Consider the following 24,294-nt stretch of genomic DNA (forward strand, 5'->3'; position numbering starts at 1 on the left):
CGTCATGGCCACCGTGCCACCCGCCGGTCCCGCGAATCCGCCCGCGCCGCCGCCGAATCCGCTGGTTCAGCAGATCGACGACGTGCTCCGGCAATGGGGTTTGCCCCCGCTGCCACCGCCGCCCCCGCCACTGCCGCCGCTGCCGGGGCTGCCGCCCTTGCCGATCATCGATCCGCGGGCCTTGTTGCAGCCCCTCACCGACGCGCTGGGCAGTTTCGGCTCCGGCAAGCTCGGCGGTCCCGGCCGGATCGATCCGTCTCAGGTCATCAGCGGCGTCAGCACCGCACTGCAAATGATCATGACCATTACCGAGCTCGGCATCATGGGCTACTCGCTGCTGCAAGGCGACGGGGCCGACAATCTCAAGCAGAAGAATCAGGACTCACAACGTAACAGTGAGCAGCTGATGGCCCAGGGCCGACACATCTCCGGCGTCCTGGGCTCGGCCGCACAGACCGTGGCGATGGGCGCGTCCCAGGTGGCGGGCATTATCGCCGAGTACATCGCGACGGCGATCGGGCTCGGCCCCACCCTGGTCACACCGGTGGGCCAAGCGCTGCTGGTGGAGCAGAGCGCCGAAGCGGGCGGCCGGGCCGCCGCCGTGACCGCGTCCACGCACGTCCAGCTCGGTGTGCACGCGGGCGAGATGGCCACGGCCGGACTGCCGGTTTCCCTCACCAAGGCGCCGCGGGCCGAGCAATTGCTGGCAATGCTGACCGTCGCCGAGAAGGCCACCTCGGTGCTCGGCCAGGCCGCCGGTTCCTTCGCCGATATCGGTGCGAAGTTCGGCGCGGCGCCCGACACCCCGGCACTGTCCACCATTTCCGCGCCCGACCCGCCGGCGCCGCTGGATATGCCCGTCGCACCACCCGCGGTGCCGTCGCCCCTCACCGGTGAGCCGCCGCGGCGGCTCACCGCGTACGGCGGCGGGGCGGTCACGACCCGCGAGATCGCCGGCCGTCCGGTCGCGGAGCCGGTCAGCGCGACCGGCAAACCGGTGGCGGAATCCCTCGCGGAACCGATGCCGATGGCGCCGGGCGCTCTCGGATCGGGTTCGGGAACCGTGCTCACCACCGACGAGGCGCGCCGGGGCGCGCACAATGCCGCCTCCGCCGAGAACGGCCGCGAAATCGTCGGCGAGGTGGCCGGACTCGCGTATCCGACCGTCGGCGAAACGGGATGGACCTAGCACCGCACAGGAAAGGAGCCATCGTGGGCACCACGATCACTGTCGATCCCGAACGGCTGCGCGCCGCCGCAGCCCGTATCGACCGGCTGGCGTGTCAGCTCGACGAGCGGCTGCGGGCCGCGGCCCCCGGGCTGCGTCCCCCGCCCGCTGGCGCCGATGAGGTATCGGTGCACGCCGCGAACACCTTGGGCACGGTGGCCTCTTCCTATCTCGACGATGTCCGCACCTGCCTCGGTGAGCTGCGCACGATCGCGGCGGCGCTGCATCGATCGTCGCGAACGGTCGAGCGAACCGAGGATGGCGCCGCGGCCGCACTGCGGGCGCACTGAGCCCGCGGCAGCCGCACCGGCAACTTCCTCCGAGCTGAGTGAGCGATCGATATGACTGGCCAAGACGACAACGGATTCACCGGGGTGCTGTGGGACGCCAGGCCCACGGCACGGCTCATTGCCGACTTGAACACGGGCCCCGGGGCCGCACCGCTTCATACGGCCGCCGCGGCCTGGGCCGATCTCGCGGCGGCCTGCCATGACGCCGCGACGGAGTTCGGCGCGATCGTGGCCGAGATCGGCCGCGCCTGGCAGTCGGACACCGGCGAGTCAGCCAGCGGGCGACTACTCGTATTGCGTAATTGGCTCGCCGATTCCGCCATCGCCGCGGGGGCGAACGCGGACCGCGCCACCGGACAAGCCGACGCCTACGAAACGGCCCGGCGCACCATGCCCGACGGCTCGCCGCTGGACGCGGTGGCCGATCTCGAGCACGGGCTGCTGGGGCAGCGGCTGCTCGGCGGTCCGCTCATCGGGCTCGCCGATGCCCTGAATACCGTTGCGGGAACGGCTTCGACCCATGCCGCGCGGGTCATGTCGAACTACGAGGCGGCGGCGGCACCCCTCGCCACGCCATGGCAGCAGCAACCGCCGCCGGTGATCACCGCGTCCGAGCCCGCGGGCGCACCGCGTCCCTTCCGCCCGACCACCTCCGTGGCTTCGGAAATCCTGGCCGCACCCGCGCCGGTCCCCGCCTCGGCCGCGGCATACCGTGACGCCGCGATACCATCGGCGCGCCCCGCCGCGACGGACGCGGCACCGCTGCTCTCCCCTGCCGCCGCACCGCCGGCCACGACCGCCGCGGCCCCGAGCGGTGCGGTCGCGGCGCACGACAAGTCCGGGCAATCGATCGGATCCGAAGCCGGTGCGGATCGGCTCGGCCTCGGCTCGATGCACACGGTGCCCGCGACCCTCGGAGCTACCCGGACGGCTCCGTCCGCGCCCGCAGCGGAGGCGTCGTGACGACGCTCACCGACACTCAATTGCTCGCCGTCGCGAAAATCACCGGCACGCACCCGCTTCCGGGGATCCTGACGGTCACGCCGCACCACGAATCGGCCCGCCGCCAGCGGGACGCCGAACACGCGGCGATCGACGAGCTGATCGGCTCCGGAAGCCTCGACCCCGAGGGTAATCCGGTCGCCGACCTGGCAGCGGCGCTGCATATCCTGGCCCTGCCGGAGCGCCGGTTGATCGCGCATATCTACTCGGACGCCGGTATCCGGCGAATCTGCCTGGCGCGCAAAGGCTTCCAGCACGCACTGGCCATTCGATCCGAGCTCGGGACCGAAATCCACACCGTTTACGCCGACGCGGACCCGGCGACCCTGGCCGCACCGTTCCGCACAGCGCTCGGCACGAAACCGGGCGCGCGCATCCCCTGCTTCAGCGCGCCATCGGCACAACTGAAGGAATACCTCGACACGCTGTCCCGGGGGTACTCCCACCCCGCGGGCCGGATCGGCCTCTCCGAGCGGGAAGCGCTCGAATTCGCGACCGCGATGCGGCATTGCCGAGGTTGTGCGGAGATCGTCGCCTACGGTCACCGGGATGGCGTCGCGACCAGGTCGCGGGGCGCCGTCGCGGTGTACGACACCGACGCCGGTCGTATTGTCGCGAGCCCGAGCCTGGCACCAGACGGCCGGGTCTGGTCCACTTTCGCACCCGGCAGCGATCACCGGCTGCGGCAATCGATCTCGATGCTGATCGAGACGCTTCCGGAAGGCCGATGGCTGCCACCGACAACGGATTCACAGTAGGAGACGGTAATGAGGCGATATGACCAATGAGGTTATGAAGACACAGCTGGACGATCTGCTCGATTTCGCCGACAAGCAGATGGCGTCCGCGCGGCGGCTGCAACGGCAGCGGCTGCTGCTCACGGCCACTGCCTCGGCCGCGGACAAGCGCGTGACGGTAACCGTGAACGCGGACAACACCATTGTCGAAACCCGGCTGGCCGAGGATATCGACGAGCTGACTCCGGCGGAGATCGCGCGCGCTGTGACCGCCGCCGCACAGGACGCCGCCGCCGAGATCGCGCGCCGGACAGCGGAACTCATGGCGGATCGGCCACGCCCACCCGATCTGCGCGAATACGTCGACGGCGCACCCGATCTGGGGAAGTTCTTCCTACGCCCCGAACGCGCGTCGATCGCACCGCCGGGCTCGCCGGAGCGCAACCGGCTCGCCGCCGCCTATACGGCCGACTACGGCGATACCGCGATTCGCGCGGAGCACGACCACGATTCGGTCTCCGACATCCACGATTCGGTCTGGTAGACCCAATACGAAACGCCCTGGGAACCGGTATCCGGCTCCCAGGGCGTTTCCGTCCTGCCCCCATCGCGGGAGGTTCACAACGGTGGCATATAGGCGATCTGGATCATCTCCTTGTCCCTGCTGCGGGAGACGAGCGTGCCGCGCCCCGGTGGCAGACGCTGCGGGCGCACATCGCCGAGCAGCACGCCTTCGTCCTTGGGCGTGCTCATGAGCAGCGCATCGACCGACATGTCCTTCATCGGCCCGAGCACCGGGTCGAACAAAGCCCGCGAGGCGCCGCCGGAACGCCGCGCGACAATGAGGTGCAGGCCGACGTCGCGCGCCTGCGGCAGGAACTCCACCAGCGGCATCAGCGGATTCTGCGCGGCGACCATATCGTAATCGTCCACCACCACATAGATCTCCGGTCCGCTCCACCAGCTGCGCTCCCGCAGCTGCTGCGGGGTGATGTCCGGTCCGGGCAGCCGCTTGGCGAGATAACCGGCGACCTCCTTGATCGCACCTGCCGCCACCTGCGCGCTCGATGCGTAACCGGCCAGATGCGGACCCTCGACCGCGCCGAGCATAGTGCGCCGGTAATCGATGAGAATGATCCGCGCCTGCTCGGCGGTCGAATGTTCGACGATTCCGGCCACGATGGCGCGCAGCAGTGTCGTCTTACCGCATTCCACATCCGCGAAGGCCATGAAATGCGGTTGCTGACCGAAATTCAGTACCAGCGGCGCGAGTTGGGATTCGGAGATGCCGACGGCCACGCGCAAGGGGTCCAGCACCTCGCCGTGCGCGAGGGCCGCGGCGACCAGATCGGACCGCATGAGCCTGGCGGGCAGCATGCGCACCGGCGGCGCACCGCGATCACCGTACATCTCGACGAGCTGTTTGCGGGCGGCCGTGACGCCCTCCGACAGCGTCTGCGGATCCGGGATCGAGTCCAGCCGGGGCAGCGCCAGCAGCATCTGCAGGCCCCCGGGCGCCAATCCGCGTCCCGGCCGTCCGACCGGAACCCGCTGGGCCAGCTGGCGCTGCATCTCCGAATCGGCCGGATCGCCGAGGCGCAGCTCGATTCTGGTTCCCAGCTGGTCCTTGATCACCGCCCGCATATCGGCCCAGCGCAAGGTGGAGACGACGAGGTGAATGCCGTACGACAAGCCTTGGGTGGCAATGGCGTTCACGGCGGGCTCCAGCGCCTCGAATCCCTCCCGGAAGGCGCCCCAGCCGTCGATGACGAGAAAGACATCGCCGAACCGGTCCGCCGCCAACGGGTCCGCGGTCTGCTCGTCGGCCGTCAGGGAGTCGAGTTCCCTTTTCCTGCGCCGGAATTCGCGCATGTCCTCAATGCCCAAAGCCATGAAGCGTTCTTCGCGCCGGCGCATCAATCCGGTCAGTTCGGCCACCGTGCGGCGTACTCGATCGCCTTCCAACCGGCCCGCCACCGAGCCGACATGCGGTAACTCCGCCAGCGTCGCCAGCGATCCGCCACCGAAATCGAGGCAGTAGAACTGCGCCTGCTCCGGTGTGTGCGTCGCGGCCGCGGACATGATCAGCGTGCGCAGGGCGGTCGATTTGCCCGACTGCGGGCCGCCCGCCACCGCGACATTGCCCTGCGCGCCCGCGAGATCGACGATCAGCACGTCGCGGCGCTGCTCATAGGGCTTGTCGACAATACCGATCGGCATCCACAATTCGCCGTGCCGGTTCCCCGGCGCGCTCCACTCTTCTTCCGGCAGCAGCATATCCACGGTCGGCGAGATATCGAGCGGCGGCAGCCAGACCTCGTGCGCGGGACGCCCGTGCCCGGTCAGCGCACCGACGACCACCTGCAGCAGGGTGCGCTCGGGCTCGCCGTCGGCCGTATCCTTCTCCAACTCGTCGAGGTCCGGCAATTCCACGAGCTGAGCTCCGGCCTCGGCCGCGCCGGGCCGCTCGGGCAGTGCCACGGCCTGGCCGGTGAAAAGCACCGGCGGACTGCCGATATTCGTGCCGCCGCTCACCTGACCCGCCGCCCCGCCCTGCGGCGCGCGATAGGTCCCTGACACATAGCTGGCGTTGAAGCGCAGCGGGTCGGTGGCGTCGGTCTTGAGGTAGCCCGAGCCCGGAACACTCGGCAGATGATAGGCATCGGTGATGCCGAGTACTTGGCGTGACTCGCCCGCCGAGAAGGTACGCAAGCCGATCCGATAGGACAGGTGGCTGTCCAGCCCGCGCAGTTTGCCTTCCTCCAACCGCTGCGACGCCAGCAGCAGGTGGACCCGCAGCGATCGTCCCAGGCGGCCGATCATCACGAACAGATCCGCGAAATCCGGCTTCTGCGAGAGCAATTCGGAGAACTCGTCAACCACGACGAACAGGGCCGGCAGCGGATCGAGCGGCGCACCGCCCGCGCGGGCTTTCTCGTACTCGGTGACATTGGCGAAGTTGCCCGCCGAGCGCAGCAACTCCTGACGCCGATTCATCTCACCCGCCAGCGCGTCACGCATTCGGTCCACCATCGACAGCTCGTCCTCGAGATTGGTGATGACCGCGGCGACGTGCGGCAGCGGATCGAGGCCGAGAAAGGTTGCGCCGCCCTTGAAGTCGACCAGAACCAGATTCAGCAGATCCGGTGAGTGGGTGGTGACCAGCGACAGCACCAGCGTGCGCAGGAACTCCGACTTTCCCGATCCAGTCGCACCGATGCAGAGCCCGTGCGGCCCCATTCCGCCTTCGGCCGCCTCCTTGATATCCAGATCCACCGGCGTGCCGTCCGGGGTGACGCCGATCGGCACCCGCAGCCGTTCTCGATCGCTGCGCGGGCGCCACTGTGTTTCGGGCACGATCTTTGCCGCGTCGGGAATCTGCAGCAGCGCCATGAGATCGGTATTCACCGACTTCTCATCACCGAGACTGACGATCTGGGGTGCCGTCGCGATGCGATAACGAGCCAGCGTTCGGCCGAAACCGGCCGCATCCGGTTCGCCGACCAGATCCGGCGTGGCGAACTGCTCCGCCCCGCTCGCCGAGCGCGCCGCGAGCATGCCCTCGGTCAGCACCAGTTGCAGTCCGCGGGGCACCCGGGAGCGCGTGCCGACCGCGACCAGATCGATGACGGTGACCGATTCCATGCCGGAGTCGGCGAGCAGCCGTTCGGCGCCGCCGACGCGGCCGTTGTCGAGCACGACGACCACATGCGCGCGCCCGGCGACCGGCTCGGCATTGCGCTGAAATCGGCCGCGCTCCAGCAACTGTTCCATGAGCGCCGTTTCCAGCTCGGTCAGCGACTCGTAGAGCATGCGCTCGGATCCGATGCCGTCACAGCGATTCGGATGCTGCGCGTGCGGCAGCCACTTCACCCAAGACCAGTCCGTACCCGGATCCGCGCAGACCACGGCCACCATCAGGTGATCGGGTCCATGAAAAGTGGCCAGTTCCATCACCATCGCACGCACCAGCCCCCGCGAAATCTGGCGCGGGCCCTCGATGCTGATCGAGGGGAAGGCGCGCAGTGAGATCGACGTCGGTAGCCCGCGAACCACCGAATGGCTCCGCACGAACCGCCGCAGGGCGACCGTCGACACCGGCTCCAGGTCCTCGATCGGGCCCGCCTCGGGCCGCGCCATCTTGGTGGCCAGCCGGTGTGTCCCGAGACCGACGCGCACATGCCCGAAGTCCGGATCGTTCGGCCGCCGTTCCCACATGCGCCTGGTGCCCAGCAGCCACCGCAGCTGATCCGGCTTGGGATGACTCCACTCCAGCGTCTCCCGCTGCGCCGACGCGGTCTTGTTCACGTCCTTGCGCAGCCGATCGAGATAGCGGAAGTAGTCCTTGCGCTCCTCGTTGAGCTCACCGGCCTTCTTCGGTCCGCCGCGGCCCATACCGGCGAACATGCCGACCGCCGACATCAGCATCATGAGCGGGAACATGAGGCTCATCGGATTGCTCAATGCCTGTTTGGCCGAGGTCAGGAACAATGCCATCATTCCGATGACGGCGACCAGCATGACCAGCGGCATGAGTTTGAGCAGCAGGCCCACCGGCGCCGGCCGGGTGACTTCCGGCGGTGGCACCAGAACGACCTCACCGCCCGGCGCCCGCGGCGGAGCGATCCGCGCCCGGCGCATGAATCCCTCGGTCGTCATGTCATGCCTCCAGCAGGTCGACATCATCGGCGTCGCGCGCGCTCGGGCGCGCCCGCGCGGATCGGTAGGGGGCCGACGCGACCAGCGTGATCACCAGCAGCAGCAGGGCAATGCCCGAACCGGCGACCGCGAGCAGGCGCGGCCAGGGATCGATCGATGGCGCGGCGGGCGGCGGCGCGACGGCTCTGGTCAGATCCATGGACCCGCTCGCGGCCGCCGAGGGCAATTCCGCGCTCAGCGCGGCGAGCGGATCGATCATTCCGGCGCCGACCGCATTGTCCCGCCCGGTGCCGGGTGCGTGCGCGGTGGCGATGATGCGATCGATGACCTGCCCCGCGGTGAGATCGGGAAACGCCGAGCGCACCAGAGCGGCCAGACCGGCGACATAGCCACTGGCGAAAGCGGTTCCGTCGATCGGAGCGATCCCCTGCTGTCCTGGAACGCCATTGGCCAATTCGGGGCCGCCCGGCGCGCTGTTCAGCGAGACGATATCGACGCCGGGAGCGGCGACCCCGACCCACGGTCCGTGAAACGAGAACGCCGACGGCCCGCCGGAGGCGTCGACCGAGGCGACCGGCAAGACATACGGCGCGAATCGCGCCGGGCTGACAACCGTCCGGACCACACTCGAGGCATCCGCGTCGTTCTGGGCCTGACAGGCGCCGTCACTGCGGACATCCCCGGCCGCAGTGACCACGACGACATTGTGATCGAAAGCGAATTTCACTGCCTCGCCGAGTGATTCGTCGTCGAGCGCGGCCGTGGAGGCGCCGCAGGCGAAGCCCGGGATATCGATGACCGTGGCGCCCAGCGTCACGGCCCGGCGCACGGCGGACGCGAGCGTGCGGACGTCGCCGTAACCATTGGGGACCATCTGACCCGGCGGCGGCTGCCCGGCCGAATTCTTCGCCTGGTAGGCCAGGCTGTACTGCCGGATGGCGATGACGCGCGCGTCCGGAGCGACTCCCGAGAACCCGTCGGCGGGGCTCGGCAGGCCCGCGACCACACCCGCCACCAGAGTGCCGTGGCCGTCGCAGTCCACGGTCCCGTCGGAGGTGGAGACGAAGTCTCCCCCCGGTATCAGACCCGGCAGCCGGGGATTCGGTGTGACGCCGGTATCGATGACAGCCACCTTCTGACCGGCGCCCCGGCTGAACAGCCAGGCCGCACTCAGATCGAGTGCCTTCTGCGGCTTCGGCGGCCCGGACAATGGCGGTCCGTTCCAGACCGGTACCGCACACGTCGTCCGCTGCTCGGCCGGATCCGGCGGTGCGGCGGCGGCCTGCCCGGCCGTGGGCCCGCAGATCGTCGCGACCGCCGCCATGACGGCCGCGAGCCGGACACCGGATCGGAAGTTCTTGCCGCTCATCGGTTCCGGACCGCGGAGTAGATGTCGAGGACCCAGAAAGCCAAGGGCACCAGCGCCACGATCGTGAGGTATTCCGCGAGTTCGCCCATGCGGCGCACCAGCGGGGACGGCTCCGCCGCCCGGCCGCCGACTCCCAATGCCATTGCGAGAACGGCGAGCAGCAGCAGGAACGCCACCGCCGCCAGCAGCAGGCCCGGGTCGACGAGCGCCACCGCCGCGGCGATACCGAGCAGGGTCGCATAGCCGCCGCCCACCATGACGGCAAACTGTGTGCGATCGGCGAAGGTCCGGCCACGCAGCCGCAGGATCAGCCCCGCCACCGCCGCGAAGATCACGCACCGCCAGATATCCGCTCCGGCGCCGTGCGCCGAGACCACCGTCCAGATCGCGGAGACTCCGGCAATGACGACGGCGGCGATGATCACACCCGTCTGGTACTGCTCGGCCCGGCGCGCCTTCTGTTGCAGACCCGCCGCCGAGGGCACCACCGTGGCGCCTATCGCGCCGACGCCCTCGATGGTGGGTTGCGGTGCGTGATCGGCGGGATCGATGGCGGCGCCCACCGTCGGGACCGGTGGTACCGGCAGCCGCGCCAATCCGATGGCGAGGCGCGGAGCCACCGTGATCAAGGCGATCGCCGCCACCGTCACGGCGGCCGCGGCCTTGCCCGGCGCGACGCCTGCGAGCAATACGACCGCCGCCACCGCGGCGGTGCAGATCAGAACCGTTACGACGACGGTGCACAGGGTGGTGGCCGCGCCGATGAGCCGATAGCCGAGAACAGCCGCCACGAAGGTCGTCGTGGCGGCGAGCAGCAGCCCGGCGGCGACGGTGTCGCCGGGGACCAGCAGGAACACGCCGGTGAACAGCAACGCCAGGGCGCACAGCAACGCGCTCACCGACACCTCGATCGCCCTGGTCACCCGGGCGGCAATGATCGCCGCGCCCATCGCCGGCACTCCGAGGAGCACTGCACCGGCCCCCACCGCCGGCTCATGGGGATACGTCCCCGTCAACAGCAGGACAGCGGCGGCCAGCACCAGAATCGGACCGGTGACGGCCCCGGCCCACGAGGCGACCGCGGCGGACCATCTGCTGGACTGGGTCTCGGCCAGCCTCGCCACGGCATCCACGACATCGTCGAACATCGCGGGCGCGGGCGCTGCCTCGACCGGTTCCAGCACCAGCAGGTCGCCGTCGAATATTCCGGCCTCGAGCAGGTTCGCCTGCGACGGGATCGGCTCGCTACCGAGTTTGGCCAGCGTCCAGTTCATCGGCGCGGAGGTCGCCGCGCCCTCATCGGCCGCGGCCTCCGGCGACACCTCCGCCACCCGCGACTCGACGAGGGAAACCACATTCCCGATGAATGCCGCGACGGGCACATTCACCGGGAGCGCCAGATCGACCTGGGTATGGTGACCGACGACCGAAACTCGGCAGAATTCCGGCGCGATATCCGCCTGGGTTGAGTTGCCTGCCATGCTTCCAATCCATTAATTCACACACTTCTGGTAGCACTTCGCACTATATGGGCACGGCAAACGAGTAGCAAACCAATGACGGATTGCTGACAGATAACTGATATAGCACTGACAAACGAATGACGGCGATATTCGAATTACACTCGTATCGCTGCTCGATCAGAACGAAGCCAGTTTCGCCGGATCCCGGGCGACCGTGCGCAAGCGCGGCATGCGGACATCGGGGGACCCCAGCGCCACACTGCGAAGCCAGGCCCGGTACTGCGCCCCCGACAATCGCCGCAGGGCATTCGGCCGCCGCTCCCACAGCGGACCGTCGCATTCGAACCGGACCATGGCGCTCACCCCGACGGCACCCGGTGCGGAGTGCGCGGGGACCGGACGCAGCCGCACCACAATGGTGGTCGAATGGCTTGGAACGGACCATATTTCATCGAGCACAGGCGCCTCGATCCGGTCCGGATCCAGCTCGAAGCTGACCAGCGTACGCCCCTCCGACCGCAGCTTCGTCCACCGTTCCCGCAGCGATTCCGCATCGATGCCATCGGCGAGATGGTCCATTGCCCTTGCCATTTCCGCCGCCGACAGTATCGTCACCGCGATCCCGCCCTCCGACAGCCGGCGGGCGGCGCGGCGGGCGGCGGAGACCGCCGACCGGATCGCACCGTCATGACCGCCCCCGCGATTGTCGACGGCCACCCGATTGGCCAGCGGGCTCAGCCACAGCACCAGCCAGACATCGCCGTTCTCCACCGCGATCACATCGGCGGCCGAGAGCCGGATATCGAACTGCACCAGGCACTTCGCGATATCCGATAGCGGCACGCTCGCCCCTGCCCCGCTCTCGGTCACGCGCGTGTCGATGTGCAGCATCGCGGCCAGGTGGGCGCCGTCCCACCGCAGCCCGCAGGCACCCCGGCCGGAGCGGGATCCGCTGTCCAATGGAACGTCGAACGGCTCCGCGACGGCAGGCACGGCAATCCCGCGAAACGGCGAGGCGATGACCTGCGCCAGGGTCGCGAGCACGTTCCGATCCTGGCGTCGCGCCGAGCCCGCCAGGAAGACCGCGGCACCGGCTCCGGCCGCGAGAGGTGCGGAATACCACATCGAGACACTCAACCCGGCGGCTATCGCGAGAAACGTCACCGGAACGACCGTTCGCAGTGGCATGGCGCGGAGCAACCACAACTGCCCGGAGGCGTCGATCTCTGATTCCTGCATATTTGCTGGTAAGTGCATCATTTATGGCCTGAGAATCTTCTGCCGTGTGCTTGATAGGGGACGTTCGAGCATTATTCAGCCTAACCCCGCAGTCGGGTAAAGAGAATTTCCGCGTAATGTGGTCGGCATGCCTGTGCCCGATAATCGCGAAGAACTCGGCGCGTCCGCGAAGTGGACGACACGAGCCCAGGTGAACGGCTACCTATTTCTGGTGCACCGGCTGGTCCACGCATTGGTGCAACGCGATGTGCGCATGCTGCACGACCCGATGCGGGCACAAGCCCGATCGCTGTCCATCGGCGTCGTCCTCGCCATCCTCGGCACCTGTACCAGCCTCATCCTCGCCTTCGTGCGCCCCCAAGGCGCGATCGGCGACAGCACCATCTTCGTCGGAAAGAGCAGTGGCGCCCTGTACGTCAAGCTGCACGATGAGCTGCATCCGGTCCTGAATCTGGCTTCCGCGCGCTTGATCACGGGCGCGGCCGAGAACCCGACCTCGATTGCCGATGCCAAGCTCGCGAGCCTCCCCCGCGGCCCGATCATGGGCATTCCCGGTGCCCCGCAAGCGCTTCCGGGACCCGCGGGCACGGCGTCCAACTGGGCGCTGTGCGATGCGCTCCCCGCCGAATCCGGCCCGTCCGGGGTACCGACGACGACGGTGATCGCGGCTCCCCCGCGACTCGGTCCGGACAGCGGCGGCCTCCGGCCGGACCAGGCGCTGCTCGTCACCCGGGACACCACGACCTATCTGCTCTACGACGGCAAGCGCGCTCGGGTCGACCCCGCCGATCCGGTCATGGCCGAGGCCCTCGGCCTCAAACCCGGCCTCGCCCGTCCGGTGAGCGCGGGCCTGCTCGATTCGACGGTCGCCGTCCCTCCCCTGGCCCCACCCCAAATTCCGCAGGTGGGCGGGCTCGGCGTCTGGCGCTACGGGGGGCTTCGTATCGGCACGGTGATCGAGGTCCAGCACATCAACAGCACCGACTACTACGTCATTGTTCCCGAGGGCATCCAGCAGATTTCCGCCTTCGCCGCCGAGGTGTTGCGCGATGCGAACTCGACAGGTACGGCACAGATCACCGCGGTCCCGCCGGATGCGTTACAGGGCGCGCCGGTGGTCGACACCATCCCCATGGGATGGTTCCCCACCACCCGCCCGGACATTGTCACCGCGGATCGAGCACCGGTAATCTGCTCGGCCTGGGCGACAGCCGGTGACAACACCCGCGCCACACTGCGCTTGCTCACCGGTGAGAGCCTTCCGCTCGGCCCCGCGCAGAAGCCGGTCGACATGGTCGCGGCCGGTCAGGATGGAAGTGCCAACTCGGTCTATCTGCCGCCCACCACCGGAATCTACGTTCAGGCCACCGGCATCGAGCCCGGCAGCACCCGACGCGACAGCCTGTTCTATGTCGCGGACAATGGTGTTCGCTACGGCATCCCGGACGCCGCCACGGCCAAAATGCTCGGATTCGACGGTCCGCCACAGCCGGCGCCGTGGCAGATCCTGGGCAGGCTCGTTCCCGGCCCCACCCTGTCGCGGAGCGCCGCCCTCGTCAACCGCGACACCCTCGTCGATCCCGCCCAGCGAGTCGCTGATCAAACCCGTTGAACCGGAACATATCTCCGAGCGCACCACACGGTCGAGGCGCCGAGGACGCGTGAGCCTCCGCCTTCGGTTTCCGATGAGGTCCGCCCAGCGCTCCTGCCCTCGATTCGAGGCCGAATTCAGCGACTACGCGAGGAGTGCGATCGGCTGCGTTCGATTGCACGAAACGACCTGCCGGCGTCCATCGTAGTGTTCCTGGTAGCGCTGCAACTCTCGCTCGGAATCGCACGGGCCGCACTGGCGATCGCACCGGTCGTCGTGCACGCCATGCTGGCCGGTATCGGCATCACCCTCGCACCGCGCGTTCATCGAGGAGGACATGGTTCATCTTTTGTTCATCGTGCAGGTTATCCGATCGGTCGATCGGAAGAGTGAAATCAAAGCCGCGATGCCGAGCGCCAACATCGTCAAACCGATGGCGACACGCCCGATGCCGAATGGAATTACCGTGGCGTCCAGGTTGTAGAGCGCATGCGCGAGCACGAACGGCCAGATCAGTTTGATTCTGGAATAGGCGAACCATGCGATGGTGCACCACACCAGAACGAGTGCCAGCGCCGCCGGGCCGTAGTACAAATGGAACGGCAGCCGCAGGATCATCAGGGCGGTCAGTTGAATCCACCACGGCAATCGCAATCGCGTCATGATGGCCATCGGCAGCGCGAGCAGCATCAACTCCTCGACCACGCCCGCGCGCACCGCCCATTCAATGGCGTCCGCGGCGCTGCCGTGCGACGACGGTACGGCAACCCATTCCGGGAAGGCGTACATCGCCAGCATTCCGAGCCACAGCGCCAGATAGGCGACGCCCATACCGCCCAGGAATCCCACTGCCGGAGATCGCTTCGCGCGTAGGCCGAGTTCCGCCGCATTGAGGCCCAGCCATCGATAGGCCGCCCAAAGCGCCAGTGCCGCAATGACGAACGAGGCCCGGCCCGCCCACGCGTAGGCCGTACCGGCTACCGCGGGCCACTGCGGCGGCTGCCGGGTCAGCAGGACGATGAGCGCGACAACGGTGGGGGCGCCGAAGGTGAGGACGTATGCCACGGCCTGCAAAGTCCAGGCGCGCGCACGCCAGTTCGCGGTTCTCGATATCACCAGATCACTCCCCCTCGATGGGTCCGCCGAGCAGGACCTGGTTCGCCAGGCCGCCCGGACCGGCACAGGCTTCTGCTTCTCATTCGTTCGTCACATCTCTAGACAGACTGCGGCGAGACAACCCGCCCCACGGTGTTGCTACTACGATACAGAATGTAGCATATTAGCAACACCCTATCAGGCTTGCCCTCCACCAAGCTTGCAGATTCCACGCCGCAAAGCGCTGCATAAGAGATTCTTATGTGAAGCATCACATTCGATATTTGCAACGAAACTCGCGCAGGCGCTGAACGCGACACTCGGGGCTGCGGGTCGAGCACGGGTAATCTGCTCGGCCTGGGCGACGTCCGCCGACGATGCCCGCGCCACACTGCGTTTGCTGACCGGCGAGAGCCTTCCGCTCGGCCCCGCGCAGAAACCGGTCGCCATGGTCGCGGCGCTGCCCTCGTCAATCGCGACACCCTCGTCGATCCCGCCCAGCCTGCCACCGAGCGAATCCGTTGAACCATACGATGTCTGCGGTGGCAGGCCGTTGATCATCCGCAATCGAATCGAGAGCAGTATGAGAGCAACGTTCGCGCTTCTGTCGGTAATCGCCCTGGGGTCCGCGCCCCTCACGATGGCTCATGCGGAAAGACCGGGCGATCCAATGGTCGTCGTGGCCTTGGGTGACAGTTTCATATCCGGTGAAGGCGGACGGTGGGCCGGCAATTCGAACGAGCCGTTCGCAGAACGAAGTGGCACCGATCGCGCCTGGACGGGAACCGGCTACGACGTTTTCAGGATCTACGGCACCACATACGGTGGATGTCACCGATCGGACTCCGCCGAGGTGTTCAGCGCATTCGGCCACACCGACCTGGATGCCGCACACCGCGAATCCACCACCCGCGATGGCGTCAAGAGCATCAATCTCGCCTGCTCGGGCGCGGAGAGCAGGCATATCGTCGACACCGCATTCAAAGGGGAGCCACCCCAGAGTGCCCAGCTGGCGACGCTGGCCGAGACCAATCGCATTGGTGTCGTGGTCTTGTCCATCGGCGGCAACGACCTGGAGTTGTCCAGCATCCTGCGAGCATGCGCGATGGACTGGGGTACGACGTCACCGTGTGGGGCAGGCCAGCACGACGTCGTGATGCAACGGATTCCTGCCATGCGCCACACGATCGTCGCGGCCATCGACAGTATCCGAGGCGCCATGCGCGGCGCTGGTCACCCGGACAGCAGCTATCGCTTGATAATTCAGTCCTATCCGTCCCCCGTACCGGGCAGCTTTCGCGATCCCGGCGATGGATATGTGACGGCGTTGATCAATGGCACGCCCTTCTACATGAGCGATATGAAGTGGCTCCATGATGTGGTCACCCCGGCGATCAGCCAGGAAATCCGGGCGATCGCACTGGATCAGGGAGCCGAGTTCCTCGATCTCAGCCATGCGCTGGAAGGCCGAGAGGTCCGCAATCCGAAGACCGTTCAGGGAGCCGCCATCGCCGACGCCGAATGGGTCCGTTTCCTGTCCTCGACGGCCCAGGGCGATCTGCAGGAATCCTTCCACCCCAATTACTACGGCCAGCAGCGTCTCGGGAAGTGCCTCGAGGATGCCATCGAACACCCTGCTTCCGAGTACGTGTGCAGCAACGACGCCGCAGCCGGTTGAGCACACCCGCGGATCCCCTGGATTCGCATCCCGCCCAGAGGTGCCCTGGCACAACGAATCCGGCTGCTTGCCCCGCAGGCCACTCCGCAGCGGCAGCCCGCGGGGCAAGCAACTCTGGGACGATCGGTCAAGGCCCGCAGGCCCGTGATCGTCCTGCCCATGATGAGCGTGTGGATCGCATCGCGGCCGTGACTGATATCAGTCCGTGGTTGCGGTGATGAGACGCCAGAAGTTGTCAGCTCCGGCGATGAGGGCTCGCTGTCCGACGATACGAGCCCACCGGTGTTCCGAACCGTCGTCCTCGCGCCACGACCACAGCCGCGTGGTGGCATGATGCAATTGACTGAGCTCGGTGAATCCGATCGCGCCGTGGAGCTGGTGCGCAATCCGGGTGATCTCCGCGACCGAAGCGGACGCCTGCGCCTTGGCGCAGGCCGAGATGAACTGTAGGTCGCGATCACGGCCCAACGCATTGACCGCGCAGTCGACAGCCGAAGAGACGACCGCCACCTCGCCGATCAGCAGAGCCTCCTCCTGGCGAACCGCTTGGAAGCGGCTCAGCGGCTGACCGAACTGGTGCCGGGTGGCGGTGTAGTCGACGGTGAGCTCCACACAGCGCTCGGCGGCGCCGGCGATGAGAGCGGCACGGGCGATCGCGGCCCGACTCTCGGCCTGAGCGACGATCTCCTGGGTGATCGGTCGCGCCTGGCGCCCCGGAATCTCGACATCGACCAGAACGAGAGTGTCACGAGGTTCGCCGGCGAGATCACGCACCTTCTGGATCCGGCACTGGTCGCGGTCGAGAAGCAGGGCGATCGGGCCGTGCGGCCCGGTGCTGAGCACAAGGATCTGGTCGACCGCACGACCCCACGCGACTGCGGGAATGCTGCCGTTGACGGTGAGTGTGCTGTCGAGCCCCTCCGCGCCGAAGGGGCCGGCCGAGCTGTCGGGGTCGGGATGGGTGTAGCGCACGTCGAGATCGGCGTGCGCAACAGCGACCGGGCCCTGGGGAATCTCGAACCCGGCGGCCGCGAGGATGGGCCGCGCGACGAGCAGCGTTTCGGAGATCGGCCCGGGCGTGCCGTGATAGCCGGCGTCGCGAGCGATTGCGGCCGCGACGGTCGGGACCACGTCGGGTCCGGGCAACGGCTGGTGCTTGTTCAGCGCCTGCCACACCGTGGTGACCACGGTGCGCGGGTCCAGGGTCTCGGTCGCAGCGGCGTCATGGTCGGCGAGAACGGTGTTCCAGGGCGAACGCTCCGTGGCGCCGCCTGCCTTGCGCGCCTTTTCCATGCCCTTGATGACCACGCTGCGCAGGATCTCGTTGGCGCCGCCGCCGAGGGTGTAGCTGGGGAGATAACGGATGGCGTAACCGAGAACCTCGGCATAGGAACCCGGAGTGGCGTCGGCGCGCGGCGCTACGGGCAGCACATTGCGCACTTCATCGACCAGCTCACCCTGGAATCGGGTGCCGAGGTCCTTGACCAGTGCGGCTTGGATCTCGGTGGAGCCCCCGGCGGCCAGAATCGTCGCCACCCCCAGCGACATGTGCCGCAGCGCAACCAATCTGGCAACCAGTCGCCCGATTCTGGCCTGCTGCTCGGCACTGACGGATCGATCGGTCAGCTCGCGCAGCAAGGCGATCAGCACCGGCGTGGTGGCCAGCACACGTTCGGGTCCACTGCGCTCGTAGGCGAGTTCGGCGGTCACCTGCTTCCAACCGTCGCCTTCACCGCCCAATAGCATGTCCGGCCCGCCTTCCACACCTTCGAGGTGGAAGGCGTTGAAGCGGTGCTCGCCGGTAAGGAAGTGAATCGGTTCGGTGCGCACGCCGGGAGCTCGCAGATCGACGATGAACTGACTCAATCCCTGATGTCTGTCCTCAACGTCGGCATTGGTGCGCGCCAGGACAATCGCATAGTCGTTGACGTGCGCGGATCCGGTCCACATCTTCGTGCCGGTAATGCGCCAGCCGGTTTCGGTACGCTGCGCGCGGGTCCGCACCGAAGCCAAATCCGAACCAGCTTCCTTCTCGCTCATCCCGATGGAGAAGAAGCATCGTCCCTCGGCAATGGCAGGAAGGTAACGCCGTCGCTGCTCGTCTGTGCCATGCGCAAGGATGTTGGGGCCCGATTGCCGATCGGCCAACCAGTGCGCGGCAACCGGGGCGCCGGCGACGACCAGCTCTTCGAGAACGACATAGCGTTTGAGCCAGCCGTCGTTCTTACCGCCGTACTCCTCCGGTAGCCACATGCCGATCCAGCCGTGCGCTGCCAGGCGGCGGCTGAATTCGGTGTCCCGGGAGGACAACCAGGCGGCCGGACGGCCCAGGACGGTACCTGCGACGCGTTCCTTGTCCAGGAACGCACGCACTTCGGCGCGCAGGTTGCCGGTTTCCTCGGGCATGGTGGCCTCGGGGAGCTGGAAGATCGATAGATCCAAGGTTGATCTCCTGTGATTCGTAGTTGACGAACGGTCGACGAGTAGGAATCAGCGGCCGGTGAACGTCGCCGGGCGGTGTTGGCGGGCCGCGGTGATGCCTTCGGCGAAATCATTGGTCATCGTGGTGAGCGGTTGGGCAGTCGCTTCCCAAGCCAGCCCCTGCTCGGTGCCGACCGGCCCATTGCGCAGTCCCGCACGGGTGAGCTGAACCGCGATCGGCGCCGCGGCGGCGATATCGTGGGCAACGCGCAGCGCGGCCGCTACCACGTGCTCGGCCGGTAGCGCCTCCAAAACCAAACCGATTCGCGCGGCTTCGGCACCGGTCACAAGCCGTCCGGTGTAGAGCATTTCGCGAGCTCGCTGCAACCCGACCGCTTCGACCAGGTGCGCGGTGGTTGCCATACCGGCGTGCAGGCCAAGTTTCACGAAGGTGGAGCCGAGCTTGGCCTGTTCACTGCAGTACCTCAAGTCGCATGCCAGTGCCAGCGCCAGACCACCGCCAATCGCGTGGCCATTGATCGCGGCGATCGTAGGTACGGGCAGCTCTCGCAGGGCCAGCCAGTCGCGATAGAGCGCCGTCAACCGGCGACGGCTGTCCAACAGACCGGCTTTCGACAGTGAGTCCAGCTCGTCGAGTTCGGCGCCCGCGCAGAATGCCGGACCCGAGCCTGTGACCACCACCGCACGCAACTCGGGATCGGTGCGCAACGGCTCGAGGACTTCTCGCCATCGAGCTGTCATGGCGGCACTCATCGGGTTGCGCTTGTCGGGGTCATCGAGCGTGAGGAGAACGACGCCGTCCGCCGTGCGCTGCACCGATACAAGATCGTGGTTCGTCATCTCGGTCACCTTCGGGTGTGCCCTTCGGTTGATTCGGTTGAGTCGGTTGAGTCGGTTGGCGAGGAGGCCGGACGATTACTCGGGTCCGTTGCGACGAGCCCGATCTCCGTGAGGATTTCCGCGGTGTGCTCGCCGATATGAGGGCAATGACGCCGGACCGATGCCGGAGTCCTCGAATACCGCACTGGAGAGCCGATGAGTCGATACGGTCCCTCGGTCGGGTGTTCGGCCACCTGAAACAGCCCACCGTCGCGCACGTAGTCGGTGGCGACGGCTTCATCCAGGCTCCGCACCGGCGAGGCTGCAATGCCGTGCTCGGTACAGGCTTCCAGTAGTTGCGCCGTGGTGAAGGGGCGAGTCAGCTCACCGACCATGGCGTATAGCTCGTCGATGTGCTTCGCTCGTGCATCACGGGTTCCGAAGCGCGGATCGTTCGCCCAATCCGGACACCCCAGGAGGGCGAAGAAGTCATGCCAGTTGCGGTCGCCATAGGGCAGCACGCAGACCGCGCCGTCCTTGACCGGGAATGCCTTGTGAAAGGGGCTGAGTGCCCGGGAATAGCCGAACGCGGCCGCCGGTGGTTCGAAGACCGCACCACCCACATGTTCGATGAGACCGAACGAGAACATGGTGTCGAGCATCGGCAGCTCGACGTGCTGACCGCGGCCGTGGGTGGCCCGGTAATACAGCGCGGCCATGATCGACTGCGCCAGCACCAGCCCGCACACCTTGTCGGCCAACAGGGTTGGCAGCAGGAACGGCTGGCCGGTCATCTGCTGGTTCAGCCACACCACACCGGATTCGGCTTGGATCACGTCATCATATGCCGCTCGATTCTCTTCTCCGCTGCCGCTGCGGAAACCCTGAGCGGTGGCGTACACGAGCCGGGGATACTTGGCGGTGACCTCGTCCGGCATCAGATCGAGGTGAGCCAGTGAATTGGGGCGCAGGTTGGTCAGCAAGACGTCCGCGGTCTCCAACAGGGTGGCGAGCGCGTGCTTGCCGCGCTCTGATCTCAGATCCAGGACCACGCTGCGCTTGTTGCGATTGAGATTGAGCGCGAGCCAACCCATGTCATCATTGCGGCGCGGCAAATACTGCCTGGTCACGTCACCGAAGACAGTCTCGACCTTGATTACGTCCGCGCCGAGATCGCCCAGAATCTGCCCGGCCAGCGGGCCCATGACCACGCCCGCTAATTCGATTACCCGCAGACCGTCGAGCGGGCCGGGCGTAGCGGCGTCAGATGGTGCTTGTCGCACTGCTCATCCCCGTTCGACGATGAGTCGCTCGTAAGCGGAATTCATCCGTCGATCTGCGTTCGATCGATCATGTTGGTGTGTGTACACAGCTGGCACCTTCCTGTGAGGGCATGTGTCGGAGGGACACACGCGAAATCCGCAGCAGCGCATGCGATCCGAAGGAATCAAGAACCTACGCGTGTTCCATATTAGCAACACAATGATCGACATTCGAATCACGCCTCTAGCGCGTATCGACCTTATCGCCGGGTAAGCCGCCGAAAATTGTTGCAGTTTCAAGTCATGACGACGTACTGTTGCCACACCCGCGCTGCGAGCCGGCGAGGCCTGTTCGCTCGGGCTTCCGGATGAGGTCCGCCGCCCAGCGCTCCCGGCCGCGACCCGAGGCCGAATTCAGCGACTATGCGAGGAGAGAAATGCCAGTCGATGCGGATCGCGCACGCCAGGGCGCCGGCTCATCGAAGGACATCTGGGCCGATCGGCTCCATTCGATTGCGCGATACGACCTACCAGCATCCATCGTAGTGTTCCTGGTGGCCCTACCCCTCTCGCTCGGAATCGCTTTGGCATCCGGCGCACCGATCGCCGCCGGCCTCATCGCCGCCGCCGTCGGCGGCATCGTCGTGGGGTTACTGGGTGGGTCACCGGTTCAGATCAGCGGTCCCGCCGCCGGCCTCACAGTGATCGTCGCCGAGTCGATCCACCAATTCGGCTGGAAGACAACCTGTTTCATCACCGCCGCCGCCGGTGTGTTGCAGATCTTGTTCGGTGCGAGCCGGATCGCGCGGGCCGCGCTGGCCATCGCGCCCGTGGTCGTGCACGCCATGTTGGCCGGCATCGGCATTACCATTGCGCTACAGCAGGTTCACGTACTGCTGGGCGGTTCGTCGCGCAGCTCGGCTATCAGCAATATCAAGGAACTCCCTGAGCAGTTGATGAATCTGCGCGGTGACGACTTCCTCATCGGCCTCATCGTCATTGCCATCATGCTCGCCTGGCGGTTCGCACCAAGCCGGGCACGCATGATCCCGGGCCCGCTCGTGGCCATTCTCATTGCCACGCTCGCGTCGCTGGCGCTACCCGCGAATCCGGCGCGGGTGGTCATCGATGGTTCCTTGTTCAGCGCCATCGGCCTGCCGCAGTTGCCCGATGGACAATGGGGGCCGCTGGTTCTCACCGTGATCACAGTTGCGCTCATCGCGAGCGTGGAGAGCCTGTTGTCGGCTGTCGCCGTCGACAAGATGCATTCCGGGCCCCGTACGAACTTCGACCGCGAACTGGTCGGGCAAGGCGTCGGGAACGTCGTATCGGGACTCCTCGGCGGTGTGCCGGTCACCGGCGTGATCGTGCGCAGCGCCACCAACGTACAGGCCGGTGGGCGAAGCCGAGCCTCCGCAGTACTGCACGGGGTCTGGATCCTGATATTCGCGATCGCTCTCGTCTCGGTGGTACAGCAGATCCCGAAAGCAGCGCTGGCCGGGTTGCTCATCGTGGTCGGGATCCAGTTGGTGAAGCTCGCCCACATACGCCTGGCCCGTCGCACCGGAGATCTGGCCGTCTATGCGATAACCGCCTGCGGTGTCGTATTTCTCAATCTTCTCGAAGGCGTGCTGATCGGATTGGCGCTGGCCTTCGCACTGCTGCTGTGGCGAGTGGTGCGAGTGTCCGTGACCACGGTGCAAGCCGTCGACTCCGGGAACTGGCGCGTGTACGTGGACGGCACCAGCACCTTCCTGGCCCTGCCCAAGCTGACCGAGAAGCTCGCGCAGATTCCGCCCGGCGTTGACGTAGTGGTCGAGCTGACGGTCGACTTTCTCGATCACGCTGTGTACGAGGCGATCGAGGACTGGGCCCGACAGCACACGGTGACCTCTGGGACGGTCGAATTCGTCGAGCTCGGTACCGCCCGGCGGGCGCATGTCATGACCGGTCCGCCCCGTCGCGGCCGACTGAGAAGCCTCATCGAAGAGGTCCTCGAACCGTGGCGCAATCGTCCCAACGACGGCATTTCGTCCGGAGTCGCGAAGTATCACGACACCCATGCCCACGTCGTGCGCCCGCATCTGGACGAGCACCGGCAGGATCCGGACTCGCTGTTCGTCACGTGCGCCGACTCACGGATCGTCCCCAACGTGATCACCAATAGTGGTCCCGGAGATTTGTTCACCGTACGCAACGTCGGCAATCTCGTGCCGGACAACGGCTCCGACTCGTCCATGGAGGCCGCATTGGCCTTCGCGGTGGACAAACTGGCAGTCCGTAACGTGGTGGTGTGCGGACACTCCGGGTGTGGCGCAATGCAGGCACTGCTCGCCGGCGATTCGGCTGGCCCCAGTCTCGACAGTTGGCTCGACAACGCGCTGCCCAGCGTCGAGCGCTACCTCATCGGACATCCGGTGGGCGCGGCCGCGGCCGCGGCCGGATACGACGAGCTGAACCAGCTCGGCATGGTGAACGTCGCGGTGCAGGTCGAGACGCTACGCCGGCATCCCGTCGTGCGGCGCGCCATCGACGAGCGAGGGCTCGCCGTGCACGGGCTGTTCTTCGATATCGCAACGGCCCGCGTTCTGGAGATTCATCCGGACGGCATCGCCGAGCCGATCGACAACCGTTCGGCAGCGGAGAACTCAGTCTGATCGCGCCCGCAGTACCGGATTTCGCAGCCGCCACGTCGGGGTCCGCCGGAAGCACAGGTCGTCGCTCCCCTCCCCCATATCGAGGGTGGAGCGGAACGACGAGCTGATCCGAGTCCGAGGCGGCCGACGCAATCAAGCGACGTTCACAGAAATCACCGATCGCGCGGCAATGGGGCTCTGGGAGTCGATGGGGACGGAGGTGATGGTGACCTTCCGTCCGGCGCCGGCTCCGCTCACGATGTCGAAGATGTCGTGGGTCTGGAAGGCAAAGATATTGACTCGGGCACCAACCGTACCCGCGATTCGGCTCTGTTCGCCGTTCGACCATGTAATGACGCCGTCCGCGGGCTGATCCGTCAGGCCGAAGAATTGCTGGCCCGGATCACCCCGGTATTCGGCCTGAATTGTTCCGGCGCTGACGCCGGGCATCAGGGGAATCGTGCAGTTGTTGAACGAACCGCTCAAGACACGAGCGAAGGGATTGGAGGAGGCGGAAGTGATAGTGCCGCCGTAACAACCACCGTTGCCCGGAGCCGCATTGGCCGCGACAGGCAGGGACAGGACCGACAGGCTGGCTCCGGCCACCATCGTCGCGGCCAGTACTTTGCGCTTCAGTGTGTAGGACATGACTCATCTCTTCTTCGTTGTGTGTGGGTATTCGATAGGCCGGGTCGATCGCTCTCGCGAACCAACATGGGCTGTCGATACAGTAATGAGTCAATGTAAGACAAAACTGAGACAGGATCGGTGCAAGCGGGTCGCG

Annotated in this window: 17 protein-coding genes; 8 read left to right on the plus strand and 9 right to left on the minus strand. The window is 66.8% G+C overall.

Annotated features, from left to right (window positions below):
• Nucleotides 1–4: 4 nt before the first annotated feature.
• Genes ACFVIV_RS12110 through ACFVIV_RS12130 form a run of 5 tightly spaced genes read left to right on the plus strand, consistent with a single transcriptional unit; the run spans nt 5 to nt 3,801 of the window.
• Nucleotides 5–1,189, plus strand: coding sequence for a hypothetical protein (locus ACFVIV_RS12110; RefSeq protein WP_379195365.1), 1,185 nt, complete (start codon nt 5–7; stop codon nt 1,187–1,189).
• Between the two features lie 23 nt (nt 1,190–1,212).
• Nucleotides 1,213–1,518 carry a PE family protein gene (locus ACFVIV_RS12115; protein ID WP_379195367.1) on the plus strand — a complete coding sequence of 102 codons (306 nt, stop codon included), beginning with the start codon at nt 1,213–1,215 and terminating at the stop codon, nt 1,516–1,518.
• Between the two features lie 51 nt (nt 1,519–1,569).
• Nucleotides 1,570–2,481 (plus strand): PPE domain-containing protein, encoded by a 912-nt coding sequence (locus ACFVIV_RS12120; protein ID WP_379195369.1) that lies wholly within the window; start codon nt 1,570–1,572, stop codon nt 2,479–2,481.
• A complete protein-coding gene (locus ACFVIV_RS12125) occupies nt 2,478–3,278 on the plus strand; it encodes an ESX secretion-associated protein EspG (RefSeq protein WP_379195371.1) in 801 nt (266 codons plus the stop codon). Before ACFVIV_RS12120 ends, ACFVIV_RS12125 begins: the two co-directional genes overlap by 4 nt.
• Nucleotides 3,279–3,297: 19 nt before the next feature.
• A complete protein-coding gene (locus tag ACFVIV_RS12130; protein WP_379195373.1) occupies nt 3,298–3,801 on the plus strand; it encodes a YbaB/EbfC family nucleoid-associated protein in 504 nt (167 codons plus the stop codon).
• Nucleotides 3,802–3,875: 74 nt separating this feature from the next.
• On the opposite strand, the gene eccCa is transcribed toward ACFVIV_RS12130, so the two are convergent.
• From eccCa to eccE, 4 genes are all read right to left on the minus strand, one after another.
• A complete protein-coding gene (gene eccCa, locus ACFVIV_RS12135) occupies nt 3,876–7,916 on the minus strand; it encodes a type VII secretion protein EccCa (RefSeq protein ID WP_379195375.1) in 4,041 nt (1,346 codons plus the stop codon).
• 1 nt (nt 7,917) lies between these two features.
• Nucleotides 7,918–9,285, minus strand: a complete 1,368-nt coding sequence (mycP, locus tag ACFVIV_RS12140) for a type VII secretion-associated serine protease mycosin (RefSeq protein ID WP_379195377.1) — start codon at nt 9,283–9,285, stop codon at nt 7,918–7,920.
• Entirely contained in the window at nt 9,282–10,766 is a 1,485-nt protein-coding gene (eccD, locus tag ACFVIV_RS12145; RefSeq protein ID WP_379195379.1) for a type VII secretion integral membrane protein EccD, read from the minus strand. The genes mycP and eccD overlap by 4 nt, the downstream gene beginning before the upstream one ends.
• A gap of 159 nt (nt 10,767–10,925) precedes the next feature.
• Nucleotides 10,926–11,987, minus strand: a complete 1,062-nt coding sequence (eccE, locus tag ACFVIV_RS12150; protein WP_379195381.1) for a type VII secretion protein EccE — start codon at nt 11,985–11,987, stop codon at nt 10,926–10,928.
• Nucleotides 11,988–12,114: 127 nt separating this feature from the next.
• Between eccE and eccB the strand changes: the two genes are divergently transcribed.
• The gene (gene eccB / locus ACFVIV_RS12155) at nt 12,115–13,599 is read left to right on the plus strand and encodes a type VII secretion protein EccB (RefSeq protein WP_379195383.1); all 1,485 of its coding nucleotides are present in this window, start codon (nt 12,115–12,117) and stop codon (nt 13,597–13,599) included.
• 321 nt (nt 13,600–13,920) lie between these two features.
• Here eccB and ACFVIV_RS12160 read toward each other — a convergent pair whose 3' ends face one another.
• The gene (locus ACFVIV_RS12160; protein WP_379195385.1) at nt 13,921–14,760 is read right to left on the minus strand and encodes a hypothetical protein; all 840 of its coding nucleotides are present in this window, start codon (nt 14,758–14,760) and stop codon (nt 13,921–13,923) included.
• A gap of 133 nt (nt 14,761–14,893) precedes the next feature.
• Between ACFVIV_RS12160 and ACFVIV_RS12165 the strand changes: the two genes are divergently transcribed.
• Nucleotides 14,894–16,351, plus strand: coding sequence for a GDSL-type esterase/lipase family protein (locus ACFVIV_RS12165; protein WP_379195387.1), 1,458 nt, complete (start codon nt 14,894–14,896; stop codon nt 16,349–16,351).
• A 198-nt stretch (nt 16,352–16,549) separates the two neighbouring features.
• Here ACFVIV_RS12165 and ACFVIV_RS12170 read toward each other — a convergent pair whose 3' ends face one another.
• The 3 genes from ACFVIV_RS12170 to ACFVIV_RS12180 are packed head-to-tail and all read right to left on the minus strand — an operon-like array spanning nt 16,550 to nt 20,895.
• Complete coding sequence (locus tag ACFVIV_RS12170; RefSeq protein WP_379195389.1) at nt 16,550–18,793, minus strand: acyl-CoA dehydrogenase family protein; 2,244 nt, start codon at nt 18,791–18,793, stop codon at nt 16,550–16,552.
• Nucleotides 18,794–18,841: 48 nt separating this feature from the next.
• The gene (locus ACFVIV_RS12175; protein WP_379195391.1) at nt 18,842–19,633 is read right to left on the minus strand and encodes an enoyl-CoA hydratase/isomerase family protein; all 792 of its coding nucleotides are present in this window, start codon (nt 19,631–19,633) and stop codon (nt 18,842–18,844) included.
• A 5-nt stretch (nt 19,634–19,638) separates the two neighbouring features.
• Entirely contained in the window at nt 19,639–20,895 is a 1,257-nt protein-coding gene (locus ACFVIV_RS12180; RefSeq protein WP_379195393.1) for a CaiB/BaiF CoA transferase family protein, read from the minus strand.
• Between the two features lie 416 nt (nt 20,896–21,311).
• Here ACFVIV_RS12180 and ACFVIV_RS12185 point away from each other — a divergent pair, with 416 nt between their 5' ends.
• On the plus strand, nt 21,312–23,531 hold the full coding sequence (locus ACFVIV_RS12185; protein WP_379195395.1) for a SulP family inorganic anion transporter: 2,220 nt from the start codon (nt 21,312–21,314) through the stop codon (nt 23,529–23,531).
• A gap of 132 nt (nt 23,532–23,663) precedes the next feature.
• On the opposite strand, the gene ACFVIV_RS12190 is transcribed toward ACFVIV_RS12185, so the two are convergent.
• Entirely contained in the window at nt 23,664–24,158 is a 495-nt protein-coding gene (locus tag ACFVIV_RS12190; protein WP_379195397.1) for a hypothetical protein, read from the minus strand.
• Nucleotides 24,159–24,294: the final 136 nt, after the last annotated feature.

The sequence above is a fragment of the Nocardia sp. NPDC127526 genome (assembly GCF_042672265.1).
In the GTDB taxonomy this organism is placed as follows: domain Bacteria; phylum Actinomycetota; class Actinomycetes; order Mycobacteriales; family Mycobacteriaceae; genus Nocardia.